This is a genomic window from Bacillus glycinifermentans, assembly GCF_001042475.2.
GTDB classification, from domain to species: domain Bacteria; phylum Bacillota; class Bacilli; order Bacillales; family Bacillaceae; genus Bacillus; species Bacillus glycinifermentans.
Window position 1 is genome coordinate 38,093 of sequence record NZ_LECW02000022.1, and the last position, 13,585, is coordinate 51,677.

The following is a 13,585-nucleotide window of genomic DNA, read 5'->3' on the forward strand; positions in this document are numbered from 1 at the left end:
AGAGAAAGCGGTCATCAATTAGGAGGCGTATCAACGATGAATGTACTACGACACCAGTGGAGAGAACTGATAACAAATAAAAAGCTGCTGATTTCCGTGATCGGTGTTCTCTTTATTCCGCTGATTTACAGCAGCGTATTTTTGGCGGCATACTGGGACCCCTACGGACATGTCGACCAGCTTCCCGTAGCCGTTGTCAATTCTGACAAGGGAGCGACGTATGAAGGGAAGGATCTTCACATCGGCGATGACCTTATTAAAGAGCTGAAGAAGAATAAAAAATTCGACTGGCATTTTACGACGAAAGAAAAAGCGTTGACAGGCCTGGAAAACGAAGAATATTACATGGTCGTTGAAATTCCCGGGGATTTTTCCAAAGATGCCAGCACGGTCATGAATAAGCATCCGAAAAAGCTGAATCTCATTTATCATACAAATGCCGGACGAAATTACGTCGGCGCCCAAATCAGCGATAAGGCGATTGAGCAGCTCCAGCATTCGGTCGGCTCGGAAATCAGCGAACAGTATGCAGAAGTGATCTTTGACAACTTCGGGAAAATCGCAAAAGGGCTCGGTGAAGCAAGCTCAGGCGCGGAAAAGCTGAATGAAAGCTTAAAAGATGCAAAAAGCGGAAGCAAGAAGCTCAAAGAGAACCTTGAAAAATTGGCAAAAAGCCAAATCACATTCAATAACGGAATGGGCCAGTTCGGCACCGCATTCAACACGTTGAATGAAAAAATCCATGACCTTGATTCTGCGCTCGGACAATTCCAGGAAAAGGGCGGCCAGCTGTACAACGGAGCCTACCAGCTGCAGCAGGGCATGCCGCAGATTGTGGCTGGGTTGGGGCAATTGAATGAACAAGCCCAAACGATAACCAAATTCGAAGACGCGATTTCGTCAGAGAAAATTACACAGCTTGAAACTGCGCTTTCAAATGCAGAGCAGGCGAAAAAAGAAATCACCCGGATTTCGGATGGCATCACAAAACTTGAAAGCGCCTTGAAAAACCAGAACAGTCAAGTGAAGCAAATCATTGAATCCAGCAATTTTTTGACTGATGAACAAAAAGCGGCACTGGCAAAACAGGTTGATGAAAAGGCAGGCGAAATCAAGCTGCCTGAGCTTGACCGCCTGAAAAGCCAAATTCCGGATATAAGCGGGCTTCCTGACCTTTCAGCCATCAAACAGAAGCTTAACGATTTAAAACAGCTCCCTGGCGCTGTGAATAAGCTCTATAAAGGCTCTGAAAAAATTCAAAACGGACTCGACAGTCTGGCGAAAGGACAGGCGGCTTATAACGAAAAATTCGCCGAAGCGAGAAGCGGATCTTCCAAAATCGCCGAAGGAAGCCAGACATTGACAGAGAAGTTTGGCCAATTGCAGGATGCCTCAGGAAAGCTAAAAGACGCATCTTCCAAGCTGTCAGAAGGGGCAAAAACGCTTGATGAAGGCTTAGGAAAGATTACTGAGGGCAGCGGTGAACTGTCAAACAAGCTGGCTGACGCAGCTGACCAGACGGGCGACATTCAAGCCGGTGAACAAAACTACAACATGTTCTCTGATCCTGTCAAAGTCAAAGGAGATAAAATCACCCAGGTCTCAAATTACGGAACGGGTTTAACGCCGTACATTTTATCGCTCGGATTATTCGTCGGTGCGCTGATGATTACCGTCGTGTTTGATGTCAAAGAGCCGGCGAGCCGGCCCGAATCTGCGCTTGGATGGTTCTTCAGCAAATTCAGCGTTCTCTTGCCGGTCGGCATTCTTCAGGCTGTGATCGCATGCACGGTTATTCTTCTCGGTATCGGCCTTGACGTGCAAAGCGTTTGGAGATTCTATCTGTTCAGCATCATCATGAGCATCACATGCCTTGCGATCATTCAGTTCCTTGCGGCAACAATGGGTAATCCGGGACGCTTTATCGCCGTGATCCTGCTCGTGCTTCAGCTCGGAGGAAGTGGAGGAACGTTCCCGCTTGCGCTTGTGCCAAGGTTCTTCCAAATCATCCACTCCGCTCTCCCGATGACGTACAGCATCGCAGGCTACAGAGCGATTATTTCAAGCGGGGATTATGCTTACATGTGGGAGCAGGCTGCGGTCCTCGGCGGAATCGCCGTCATCATGATGGCGTTGACCATCGTTTATTTCTGGCGGCTGCTGAGAAAAGAAAAAATGGAGGCGCAGCCTGCCTGATAGAAAAAACACCTTTATCGTCGTCGATAAAGGTGTTTTTTACTTTAGAAGGTTCACTTTCCGGAAGCGGAAACGCCCCATTTTGCGAGCAGCCCCGTGTATGTAAAACCTCCGCCGAAGCCGTATAGAATCAAAGTATCTCCTTCTTTCAGCTTATCGTGTTTAACGGCTTCATCGAGCGCAAGAACAATTGAAGCCGAGGACGTATTGCCGAACCATTCGACACTTGTAAGCGCTTTTTCGACCGGTATTCCCGCTTTTTCGCAAATCGATTCGACCATTCTCATATTGGCGCTGTGAGGGACGAACCAATCGATGTCTTCGAGCTTCATTTGCGCCTGTTCGAGCAGCAGTTTGATTCCTTCGGGAATGGACCTGGCCGCCCATTTATATACTTCGCGCCCGTTTTGAACCATTTTTCCAGCGCCGGCAAGCTCTTCCCCCTTTAAATCGCTTCGCAAACCCGTTCTGTACAAATGACGGGCCCCGTCTCCTTTTGTGCCTTGGACAAACGTAATAAAGCTTGGGGACGAGTCATCGCGCTCGACAAGCAAGGCGCCTGCCCCGTCGCCAAACAATACGCACGATGTGCGGTCTGTATAATCCGTCACTTTCGATAACGACTCTCCGGCAACCACGAGAATTTTCCGGTGCAGTCCTGAAGTGATCAGGCCGTTTGCCGTATGGAGTCCATATGTTAATCCGGCGCATGTCGCATTTAAATCGAACGCTCCGATGTCAGTCCATCCGAAATGGTCCTGAATTTGGCACGCTGTGCTAGGAAAAGCATAGTCGGCCGTCGTCGTTGAAACAATGATCATATCAAGGCCGTCCAATGCGCCTGGGTATCTGTTTTGTAAATTTTCTACAGCTTTAATGCAAAGGTCTGAAGTAAATTCCTGTTCGGATGTCAGCCGTCTTTCTTTCATGCCTGTCCGCTGAACGATCCATTCGTCAGAGGTATCGACGATTTTTTCTAAATCTTCATTTGTCAGCCGCTTTTCCGGAACATATGTCCCGATGGCTGATATACGTGCTTTTGATAAAGTTTTCAAGATGATCACTCTCCTTTTTAACATTATAACACCTAGTATTAGTATCTGGTACTAATTTTTTATTCTAATTGAGTCATGTATACTATATAAATAACGTAAAGGGAGGAATGAAAATGTCATCTGTTCAGGAAACGATGCAGCTCATTAAAGAGCTCGTCTCAATTCCGAGTCCGACCGGAAATACATATCAGATCATAGAGCATATTCATCAGCTTCTACAGGAACAGGGGGTCGAAACAAGGCTCAATCGTAAAGGAGGGCTGATCGCCACGATTCCGGGGCGCGACGAGTCGAAGCACAGGATGTTGACCGCTCACGTCGATACACTCGGCGCGATGGTGAAGGAAATCAAACCGGACGGAAGGCTGAAAATCGATTTAATCGGCGGTTTTCGGTACAACTCAATCGAAGGCGAATATTGCCGGATCGAAACGTCCTCAGGCAAGATTTACACGGGCACGATTTTAATGCATCAAACGTCCGTTCACGTCTATAAAGACGCGGGAAAAGCCGAGCGCAGCCAGAAAAACATGGAGGTCCGCATCGATGAACCGGTTCATCATGCAGAGGACACGAAGGCGCTCGGGATCAATGTCGGTGATTTCATTTCCTTTGATCCGCGGGTCGAAATCACGCCGAGCGGATTTATCAAATCGCGTCATCTTGATGATAAAGCAAGCGTAGCCCTTTTGCTCCAGCTGATCAAACAGATCAAAAGGGAAAAGATCAGCCTTCCGCACACGACTCATTTTTTGATTTCCAATAACGAAGAAATCGGATACGGAGGCAATTCGAATATTCCGCCCGAAACCGTCGAATATTTGGCTGTTGACATGGGGGCGATTGGCGATGGGCAATCGTCTGATGAATATACGGTATCGATCTGTGTGAAAGATTCGAGCGGCCCTTATCATTACGGCCTCAGAAAACGGCTTGTCGAGCTGTGCGAAAAGCACAGCATACGTTACAAGCTCGATATTTACCCGTATTACGGGTCTGACGCCTCGGCGGCCATAAAAGCGGGGCATGATATCGTCCACGGTTTGATCGGTCCGGGAATAGACGCTTCACACGCATTTGAAAGGACGCACCAAACATCATTGGAGCATACGGCCGAGCTTTTGTACCGATATGTCCAGTCTGATATGGCGTGACGCCGTGGTCTATATGAAAAAACCCGAAAGGATCTGGAGTCCTTTCGGGCCAAGAAATGTGGAAGCTTTCAGTTTTTGAATGAATGTTCTATTTACCAATAATCATAATGTTTCTTGCAATCGTAGTAGTAATCATGCTTTTTATGATCATAGTAATAATCATGCTTCTTATAGCAAGGATAATAGTAGTAATAGTAGTAGTATTTTTTGCAGTCATGATCTTTTTTATGGTAATCATGGTAATAACACATAGAACTTCCCTCCTGTTTCTATCTTAATGTAGCTACGATATATCGTATGGCAGGCAGGGGGAGGTTGCTTGGACAGGTTGATTGGTCAAACTGTATATTTTTATAAAGAAAAAACGCACGTTTTCCGCTAACGGACAACGTGCGTTTTTCTTTTATTTGCTGTTCGGCGGTCAGCCGGACATTTTCATATCAATCGGCTCGCGATTGTTCAATACGGCTTCCCCTTTTTGCGCATCGTATTCGCCTTCCCATTTTGACATGACGACAGCCGCAAGGGCGTTTCCTGTCAGGTTGACGACTGTGCGGGCCATGTCCATAATCCGGTCGACCCCGGCTATGAAGGCCAGTCCTTCAGCAGGCACGCCGATCGTGCCCAATGTCGCAAGCAGCACGACAAACGATGTACCAGGAACCGCAGCCATCCCTTTTGAAGTTACCATCAGCACGAGCACCAGCGTAATCTGCTGTCCAATTGACAGATCGATTCCGGAGGCTTGAGCTAAAAACAGAGCGGCAATCGCCTGATACAAAACAGACCCGTCGAGGTTAAAGGTATAGCCGATCGGGATGACAAATGAGACAATGCCCTTTGGACAACCGATCTTTTCCATCTTCTCCATGACACGGGGAAGAACAGTTTCTGAGCTTGATGTACTATAAGCTAGCAATAATTCATCTTTCATGTAGGCTAAAAATTTAAATATATTGATGCCGGCCATTTTTCCGACGATGCCGAAAACGATGATCAGGAAAACGGCAAGGGCGATATAAACCAAAATGACAAGTTTTCCTAATGACACCAGTGAACCAAAACCAAATTTGGAAACGGTTACCCCGATCAAGGCGAAAACGCCCAACGGAGCAAATTTCATGACAAGGTTGACGACATGGAACATCGCCTGTGAAGTGGCTTCAAAAAACGCAAGCACAGGTTTTCCCTTTTCGCCAATCGCTGAAATTCCAAGTGCGAAAAACACGGTAAAGCAGATGATCGCAAGTAAATCGCCTTCAGCTAGAGATTGGAAAAAGTTTGTCGGCACAATATGAAGAAACGTTTCTGCGACCGTTTTGGTGCTGGCCTCTTTTTCGGTTTCGACATACTGGCTGATATCGGTTTTTTCGCCGCTGCTATAATGAACGCCGTGTCCGGGTTGGAAAACGTTTGCCAGAACAAGGCCGAGCAGAATCGCGAAAGTTGTAATAATCTCAAAATAGAGAATAGTCCGAAATCCAAGTCGGCCGACTTTTTTGCCGCTCCCCGCTCCTGCGACTCCGACAACTAGACTTGACACGACGATTGGAATCACAATCATTTTAATTAATCTTAGAAATAAATCCCCCACCGGCTTAAGATAGGTTTCTATGGCAGGATTGCCAAACCAGATGGCGCCGACTGCGACACCTAAAATGAGCCCGAGGAAAATTTGAGCTGCTAATCCGAATTTAAATTTCTTTTTCATAGATGCCCTCCCTACATAAGTTTTTTCATTATATAAAAATATTAAATAATGACACGATTACATCCAGTATATCCGAAAAAAAAGGATCTCGTCTATAAAAAAAATTTGGGTTTCTTCTGTCAGAATTTTCAGATATAGTATATTGATCATGTCGACAGGGGTTCGGAAGTGCTGGGAACGGGGTTTTTATGCCTATTTCGTCTAGATCATTATAATCAAAATAATCCTATGTGGCAAAAATGACTCTCTTTTTGCCTAACTTTTGTGACAAAAAAACGCTCCGGAGTTCAAACCTCATCCGGAGCGTTTTTTTAAAAAATTAAAGATCTTTCAGCTTCAGGCAATTGCAGCACGTATTTCCGTAGCATTCATGCTGTTCTTCGATTTCGCGGCCGCATTCCGTACATTTTTTGGCAGGCAGGTTCCTGAAAAATTCCGTGATTTTTCCGAGCATCTCATATCCCCCATTCCTTTAATTGTTAACATTGTATTATAACAGATGAGAAAAGGTCAATGTCTGTTTTATGACAAAAACATAAAACATGCAATTTTTAAGAAAAATGGGTATATTGTATAGGGGGACGATAGCCACACACATGAGGTGAATAACGATGAAGATTACTGTAATAGGCTGTTATGGCGGATTTCCGGCTGCGAATGAAGCGACGTCCGGATACCTGTTTCAATCCGGGGATTATTCGGTGCTTGTCGACTGCGGCAGCGCAGTTTTATCAAAACTCCAGCAGTATTTGCCGGTTGAGAAGCTGAATGCCGTTGTTTTATCACATTATCACCATGACCATATTGCGGATGTCGGCCCTTTGCAGTTTGCCAAGCTTGTCGGTTCATATCTCGGAAAAGGGGCAGACGTACTTCCGATTTATGGACATCCGTTTGATGAAGAACAATTTTCGAAGCTTACATATAAATCGCATACCGCGGGGTTCGCGTATGACCCAAAAGCGCCGCTTGAGCTAGGCCCGTTTACGTTCACTTTTTTACAGACGGTTCATCCGGTCGACTGTTTTGCGATGCGCATCACAGACGGCGAGCATACAGCCGTTTATACGGCAGATTCAAGCTTTCAGGAATCGTTCATCCCTTTTTCAGAAGGCGCCGATATGCTGATGAGCGAGTGCAATTTTTATGCAGGCCAGGACGGAGCGAAGGCAGGGCATATGAACAGCCATGAAGCGGGCAGAATCGCCGAAGAGTCCGGAGCAGGAAGGCTTCTTTTGACACACTTGCCGCACTTCGGGGATCATCAGCAATTGATAGAAGAAGCGAAAGCCGTTTATAGCGGCCCGGTTGACCTGGCGGAGACGGGTTATGTGTGGGGAGACTAAAAGGAGGAACGAACATGCTGTTTATCGATAATCAAAACATTACAGATCCGAGGATCAACCTGGCAATCGAGGAGTACTGCTTGAAGCACCTTGATCCTGAACAGACGTATTTGCTGTTTTATATCAACCAGCCGTCGATTATCATCGGCAAAAACCAAAATACGATTGAAGAAATCAATACGAAATATGTCGATGAAAACGGAATTATTGTCGTCCGCCGGCTTTCCGGAGGCGGAGCCGTCTACCACGATCTCGGAAACTTGAATTTCAGCTTTATTACAAAAGATGACGGCAACAGTTTTCATAACTTTAAAAAGTTTACTGAACCCGTCGTTGCCGCGTTAAAGCGCCTCGGGATCGATGCTGAGCTGAGCGGGCGGAATGATCTGATGGCGAACGGCCGGAAAATTTCGGGGAATGCCCAGTTTTCGACAAGAGGGCGGATGTTCAGCCACGGCACGCTGCTGTTTGATTCCGAAATCGACCATGTCGTATCGGCATTAAAAGTAAAAAAAGATAAAATCGAATCAAAAGGGATTAAGTCGATTAGAAGCCGTGTGGCGAACATCAGCGAATTTCTCGAACAAAAAATGACGACCGAGGAATTCCGCAGCCTGCTTCTCAAATATATTTTCGATACCGAAGGCGATATTCCAGAATACAAGCTGACTGATGACGATTGGAAAATCATCAATCAAATCTCTAAAGAACGCTATCAAAACTGGGATTGGAATTACGGAAAGTCTCCGAAATTCAACCTCCAGCACTCAAAACGGTTTCCTGCCGGGTCAATCGATATTCGTCTTGAGGTTCATAAAGGCATCATCCAGGAATGCAAAATTTTCGGCGACTTTTTCGGCGTCGGTGATGTCGGCGATATCGAAGATAAACTGTCAGGCATCCAATATGAAAGAAAAGCGATTGAAGAGGCGCTCGAGGGCGTTGATATTCGGCATTATTTCGGAAACATTCAAAAGGAAGAGTTTTTTGATCTCGTTTACTAATTAAAAGGGAGCCGGCCTATTGGGCGGCTCTTTTTTGATTGCTTATGAGAGGAATGGAAGATATTTTCCATCAGACCTTGAGTGTTTTCGATTCATTTACTATAATGGGAATAGATTTTTATTATTCAAAAATGAATGGTTATTCATTCATTTTTCAAGGGGTGGGAGAATGAACTTAGTTTCCAAATTGGAGGAAACAGCGAAAGCAAAGCCTGACAGAATCGCTTATATTTTTGGGGAACAGACGGAAACTTACGGGGGATTGCAGCAAAAAATTGATTGTTTTGCAGGAGGACTGCGCGAATTAGGGGTTGAAAAAGGGGATCATGTTGCATTGCTGCTCGGCAATACTCCGCATTTTGTCATTTCGTTTTTCGGAACGTTGAAAGCGGGAGCGGTCGCGATTCCGATTAATCCCGCCTACACGCCGTCAGAAATCGGCTATATGCTGACGAATGGCGATGCCAAAGTCATTGTGGCCGACGGTCGGCTCCTGCCTTTATACGAAAAGATGCACGAATCTCTTCCGATGGTCGGGCATGTTGTGTTCTGCGAAACGGGAGGGCCGCTCTACGAGCCGGAAGATCCGCATGTGAAAGTCAAATTGAAATCGTTTGCAACGGTGATGAAGCCGGCGGCTGCTCAGAGCTTTCCTGAGCTTAAAGAAGATGATACAGCAGCGATTCTTTATACGTCAGGAACGACGGGACAGCCAAAGGGCGCGATGCTGACACATCAAAACCTTTTTTCGAATGCGAATGATACGGCCGGCTATTTGACGATGAATGAAGCCGATCTTGTCGTCGCGGCCTTGCCGATGTTCCATGTGTTCTGCTTAACGGTCTGCATGAACGCTCCGCTGATGAACGGCGCCGCGATTTTAATCATCCCGAAATTCAGCCCTGCAAAGGTTTTTGAACTTGTGAAAAAGCATAAGGCGACGATTTTTGCCGGAGTTCCGACGATGTACAATTACCTGTACCAGCATGAGGCCGCCGATGAACACGGGTTTGGTTCGATCCGTCTTTGTATATCAGGAGGCGCCGCGATGCCCGTTGCGCTGCTGAAAAAATTTGAGGAAACATTTAATGTACTCGTGTTGGAAGGATACGGCTTATCCGAAGCTTCTCCAGTTACGTGTTTTAACCCGTTCAGCACCGGCCGGAAACCGGGTTCCATCGGCACCGATATTCTCAATGTCAAAAACAAAGTCGTCAATGAGCTTGGAGAAGAACTGCCGGCCGGCCAGGTGGGGGAACTGATCGTGAAAGGGCCGAACGTTATGAAGGGATACTATAAAATGCCTGAAGAAACCGCCCATACGATAAGAGACGGATGGCTCTATACAGGAGACCTTGCAAAGCGCGATGAAGACGGGTATTTTTATATCGTCGACAGAAAGAAAGACATGATCATTGTCGGCGGATACAATGTTTATCCGCGGGAAGTCGAGGAAGTTCTCTACAGGCATCCTGAGGTCGCCGAGGCGGTGGTGATCGGCGTTCCCGACCCGAATACGGGAGAAGCTGTGCAATGCTATGTCGTTCCAAAGAAGAAAACGCTGACGGAAGAGGACATCTTGTCGCATTGCACACAGCACCTCGCAAAATATAAGCGCCCTTCATCGATCATTTTTCTTGAGGAGATCCCGAAAAACTCGACCGGGAAAATTTTGCGCAGGGCTTTGAAAGACATTTTGGCAAACACATGAAAGGGACATGCTCAGCGTCCCTTTCTTTACATTCTCTAAAAACTCCGCTTTTTGTTTTTGATTCAGATGATAATACGTTTTTTTAAATGACGGCTCCGTCCTTTTTCAGCCAGACGGGGAACGCCATGTGACCGGTGGGGGTCATTTTGGTGCTTCCGCGATAATCGGGGGAAGCCAAGTCATGCGCCTTGTTTTCCTTCAGTTTTGTTCCTTTATTGAATGTATTGAGTATGCCGTCGATATATTGCTTTTTTCGATTATGATCAGCCTGCCGTTTTTTCCGCCGGCCTGATTGTGATTTCTTCGGCATTCCTTGCATCAAAAGGATCGGCCATGAGGTTGAATATATATAAAGCTGAGTAATAAAATACCGAAAAAGAGTATGAGTTTATCCCGACAAAGAGCTTTTCATCCGGAAAAAATATGCTATAATGTTCAATAAATTATACGAATGTTTAATTTATTAGGGGGATAACGATGAAGTCCATTGAACAGCAAGTCGCCGAAAATGTGAAAAGGCTAAGGAAAATCCGCAATTACAGCCTTGATCAGCTGTCCGCGTTAACCGGCGTAAGCAAGGGAATGCTGGCGCAAATCGAAAAAGGCGCTTCAAGCCCGACGATCACAACGCTTTGGAAAATCGCAAACGGGCTGCAAGTCTCGTTTACATCGCTCGCTGAAAAGCCGGCAGGGGAGCCGGCGATCGTCAGAAAGAGTGAGAGGGCGCCTGTAACGGCCGGGGATGACCGATATGCAGCGTTTCCGCATTTTCCTTTCGACCAGAAAAAAAAGTTTGAAATTTTTTATATCGAACTGCTGCCGGGCTGTGTACACGAATCAGAACCCCATCACGGCGGCATTGAGGAATACGTGCTCGTCAGCAAAGGAACGGTGGCTGTCTCCTGCGGGGATTACAGCTGTGAATTGCGCGAAGGGGATGCGATGCACTTTACCGCAAATACCGTTCACAAGTATGAAAACAAAACGGAACAAACCGCAACAGGCTACACATTAATTTATTATCCGTAAGAGGTGTCACGATGGAAAATCAGCATAAGCTCACACTTTTGGACGGCCTCCGTTCGGGAATTCCGCTCGCAGCCGGATATATTCCCGTTGCTTTGACGTTCGGGCTTTTGGCGAAAACGACAGGGCTTTCGCTGTTTGAAACGTTCCTGATGAGCGCCCTCGTTTTCGGCGGGGCGTCCCAGTACATGTCATTAAGCATGCTTGCCGTCCATACCGGCATCATCGAAATTATCATGACGACTTTTATCGTCAACATCAGGCATTTTTTATTTTCGGCTTCTTTAAACCAGCTTGTTGAACGCGATGTTCCTTGGAAAAAAGCATTCTATGCTTTTTTTGCCGTGACAGATGAGTCGTTTGCCGTTGCGGCTTTAAGAAAAGAAAAGCTGACGACGCGCTACATGATCGGGCTCGGGTCCACCGGTTATGCGAGCTGGGTTTTTTGGAGCGCCGCCGGTCATGCTGCAGGCGCCGGCATGCCGTCCGTTTTACAGGAAAGCATGAGCATCGCCCTTTATGCGATGTTTATCGGACTCCTCGTACCTGCCTTGAAAAAGCAGAGGAAAGTGCTGTTATTGGCAGGAGCCGGAGCTTTGTTTAATACCGTTTTTCAAATGAGCGGCATGCTGTCTGCGGGCTGGGCGATCGTCTGCGCCACGTTGTTATCGGCAGTCATGATCGAATGGCTTTATCATCCTAAGTTGAAGGAGAACAGAAAATATGGTTAGTCCCATTGTTTGGATGATTCTCGGAATGGCCGCTGTTACATACCTTCCGCGGGTAATTCCTTTGGTAGCTTTCGAAAGCCTTAAGCTTCCCCGATTTTTGGAGCGCGTCCTTAAAAACGTGCCATATGCTGTATTGGGCGCCTTGATCTTTCCCGGAGTTTTTTTGGTGCAAAGCGGTGCCTTGTACGGGCTCGCAGGCGCTGTGATCGCTTTTTTATTGTCGTACATGGGGATGAGCGTCATCATTGTCGTGTCCGGAACGATTGCGGTGCTGGCCGCGGCAGGTTTTATGCTTTCGTTATAAGGCTTGGTTCTAACTTTGCGGCAAAAAGCCTACAATAGAAGTAACCGCTATTTGAGAAGGGGTGATTCGTCCATGCGGAAATGGATCGCGGGAGCCTGCCTGCTTTATGTGTTGTACGGACTTTTTTTCTACTGGTATCTCTTCAAGACCGGGGATTCTTCCGTTCCCGAGGCGCTGAAAGGGACAAGCGCAGATCCGGCGACATTCATGAACAAAAAAGAACTGATTCTGACAGAAGATTATTCGAAGATCAAAGATTTTATATTTTTTCTCAGGATTCCGCTTGAGTGGTTTCTGTTTTTTATTCTATTAATCGCCGGCTTATCGCGAAAGATGACGCATTGGGCTGAGCAAACGTCAAGGTTCAAGGTTGTTCAAATCGCTGCTTACGTTTTCGTCCTCTTTTTGATCGTGACGGCCGCATCTTTGCCGCTCGACTGGATCAGTTATCAGTATTCGCTCGGCTACGGAATTTCAACACAGCCGACCGCAAGCTGGATCAAAGACCAGGTCATCGATTTTTGGGTCAGCTTTCCATTAACCGCAGGAGCTGTGATGGTGTTCTACTGGCTGATGAAAAGGAGCGAAAAACGCTGGTGGCTATTTGCGTGGCTTTTGACCGTGCCGGTTACGCTGTTTTTATTCTTTCTGCAGCCTGTCGTCATCGATCCTTTGTACAACGACTTTTATCCGCTGAAAAACAAAAAGCTTGAATATGACATCCTTAAGCTGGCCGATCAGGCTGACATTCCCGCAAATCACGTCTATGAAGTGGATATGTCGAAAAAAACGAATGCGCTAAACGCATATGTGACCGGGATCGGCGCTAACAAAAGGATCGTGCTTTGGGACACGACGCTGAACAAGCTCAATGAGCCGGAAATTTTATTCATCATGGCGCACGAAATGGGTCACTATGTCATGAAGCACGTATACAAAGGACTTGCCGGATATCTGTTTTTATCACTCGCCGGATTGTACGTCATTGCCAAGCTTTACAAATGGATCATCAGGCGCTATGGAAACAGCCTGCATATTAAAGGGAGGACAGACCTTGCCGCACTGCCGTTATTGCTGCTATTGACAGGGGTGCTCACCTTTACCGCCTCTCCGTTTACAAACGCGGTTTCAAGGCATCAGGAAAAAGCCGCAGACGAGTATGCCGTCGAATTGACGAAAAACAAAAAAGCCGCTGTGGCCGCCTTTCAGGAGCTGTCAAAAGCGGGCTTGAGCGAGGCTAATCCGCCGTTTCTCGTCAAAATTTTTAAATACGGGCATCCGACCATCATGGAGCGGATTCAAAATGTCGAACAAAACGCTGACAAATGAAGAAAAAGCTAATGTTTA

Annotated in this window: 14 protein-coding genes; 9 read left to right on the forward strand and 5 right to left on the reverse strand. The window is 46.6% G+C overall.

Annotated features, from left to right (window positions below; genetic code table 11):
• The first annotated feature begins 36 nt into the window (after nt 1-36).
• Complete coding sequence (locus AB447_RS13990) at nt 37-2,196, forward strand: YhgE/Pip domain-containing protein (protein ID WP_057957611.1); 2,160 nt, start codon at nt 37-39, stop codon at nt 2,194-2,196.
• A 53-nt stretch (nt 2,197-2,249) separates the two neighbouring features.
• Here AB447_RS13990 and AB447_RS13995 read toward each other — a convergent pair whose 3' ends face one another.
• The gene (locus AB447_RS13995; protein WP_082634655.1) at nt 2,250-3,251 is read right to left on the reverse strand and encodes a ketoacyl-ACP synthase III; all 1,002 of its coding nucleotides are present in this window, start codon (nt 3,249-3,251) and stop codon (nt 2,250-2,252) included.
• A 113-nt stretch (nt 3,252-3,364) separates the two neighbouring features.
• Here AB447_RS13995 and AB447_RS14000 point away from each other — a divergent pair, with 113 nt between their 5' ends.
• Nucleotides 3,365-4,405 carry a M42 family metallopeptidase gene (locus AB447_RS14000; protein WP_048353675.1) on the forward strand — a complete coding sequence of 347 codons (1,041 nt, stop codon included), beginning with the start codon at nt 3,365-3,367 and terminating at the stop codon, nt 4,403-4,405.
• A gap of 92 nt (nt 4,406-4,497) precedes the next feature.
• Here AB447_RS14000 and AB447_RS26295 read toward each other — a convergent pair whose 3' ends face one another.
• The 3 genes from AB447_RS26295 to yhfH all read right to left on the reverse strand — a co-directional run bounded on the left by AB447_RS26295 (nt 4,498) and on the right by yhfH (nt 6,570).
• Nucleotides 4,498-4,656 carry a hypothetical protein gene (locus AB447_RS26295; RefSeq protein WP_172796348.1) on the reverse strand — a complete coding sequence of 53 codons (159 nt, stop codon included), beginning with the start codon at nt 4,654-4,656 and terminating at the stop codon, nt 4,498-4,500.
• A gap of 170 nt (nt 4,657-4,826) precedes the next feature.
• Nucleotides 4,827-6,116 carry a cation:dicarboxylate symporter family transporter gene (locus tag AB447_RS14005; RefSeq protein WP_048353674.1) on the reverse strand — a complete coding sequence of 430 codons (1,290 nt, stop codon included), beginning with the start codon at nt 6,114-6,116 and terminating at the stop codon, nt 4,827-4,829.
• 319 nt (nt 6,117-6,435) lie between these two features.
• Nucleotides 6,436-6,570 (reverse strand): protein YhfH, encoded by a 135-nt coding sequence (gene yhfH / locus AB447_RS25280; RefSeq protein WP_065894221.1) that lies wholly within the window; start codon nt 6,568-6,570, stop codon nt 6,436-6,438.
• Between the two features lie 157 nt (nt 6,571-6,727).
• On the opposite strand from yhfH, the gene AB447_RS14010 reads away from it, so the two are divergent.
• The 3 genes from AB447_RS14010 to AB447_RS14020 all read left to right on the forward strand — a co-directional run bounded on the left by AB447_RS14010 (nt 6,728) and on the right by AB447_RS14020 (nt 10,177).
• Nucleotides 6,728-7,462, forward strand: coding sequence for an MBL fold metallo-hydrolase (locus tag AB447_RS14010; protein WP_048353673.1), 735 nt, complete (start codon nt 6,728-6,730; stop codon nt 7,460-7,462).
• Nucleotides 7,463-7,476: 14 nt separating this feature from the next.
• Entirely contained in the window at nt 7,477-8,466 is a 990-nt protein-coding gene (gene lplJ / locus AB447_RS14015) for a lipoate--protein ligase (protein WP_048353672.1), read from the forward strand.
• A gap of 169 nt (nt 8,467-8,635) precedes the next feature.
• Complete coding sequence (locus AB447_RS14020) at nt 8,636-10,177, forward strand: fatty acid--CoA ligase family protein (protein WP_048353671.1); 1,542 nt, start codon at nt 8,636-8,638, stop codon at nt 10,175-10,177.
• Between the two features lie 82 nt (nt 10,178-10,259).
• Here AB447_RS14020 and AB447_RS14025 read toward each other — a convergent pair whose 3' ends face one another.
• The gene (locus AB447_RS14025) at nt 10,260-10,487 is read right to left on the reverse strand and encodes a hypothetical protein (RefSeq protein ID WP_057957612.1); all 228 of its coding nucleotides are present in this window, start codon (nt 10,485-10,487) and stop codon (nt 10,260-10,262) included.
• A gap of 167 nt (nt 10,488-10,654) precedes the next feature.
• Between AB447_RS14025 and AB447_RS14030 the strand changes: the two genes are divergently transcribed.
• The 4 genes from AB447_RS14030 (at nt 10,655) to AB447_RS14045 (ending at nt 13,567) form a co-directional block, all read left to right on the forward strand.
• Nucleotides 10,655-11,206 (forward strand): helix-turn-helix domain-containing protein, encoded by a 552-nt coding sequence (locus AB447_RS14030; protein ID WP_048353669.1) that lies wholly within the window; start codon nt 10,655-10,657, stop codon nt 11,204-11,206.
• 11 nt (nt 11,207-11,217) lie between these two features.
• Nucleotides 11,218-11,934: an AzlC family ABC transporter permease gene (locus AB447_RS14035; RefSeq protein WP_048353668.1), complete on the forward strand. Its 717-nt coding sequence runs from the start codon at nt 11,218-11,220 to the stop codon at nt 11,932-11,934.
• A complete protein-coding gene (locus AB447_RS14040; protein WP_048353667.1) occupies nt 11,927-12,238 on the forward strand; it encodes an AzlD domain-containing protein in 312 nt (103 codons plus the stop codon). The genes AB447_RS14035 and AB447_RS14040 overlap by 8 nt, the downstream gene beginning before the upstream one ends.
• Before the next feature lie 72 nt (nt 12,239-12,310).
• Complete coding sequence (locus AB447_RS14045) at nt 12,311-13,567, forward strand: M48 family metallopeptidase (protein WP_057957613.1); 1,257 nt, start codon at nt 12,311-12,313, stop codon at nt 13,565-13,567.
• Nucleotides 13,568-13,585: the final 18 nt, after the last annotated feature.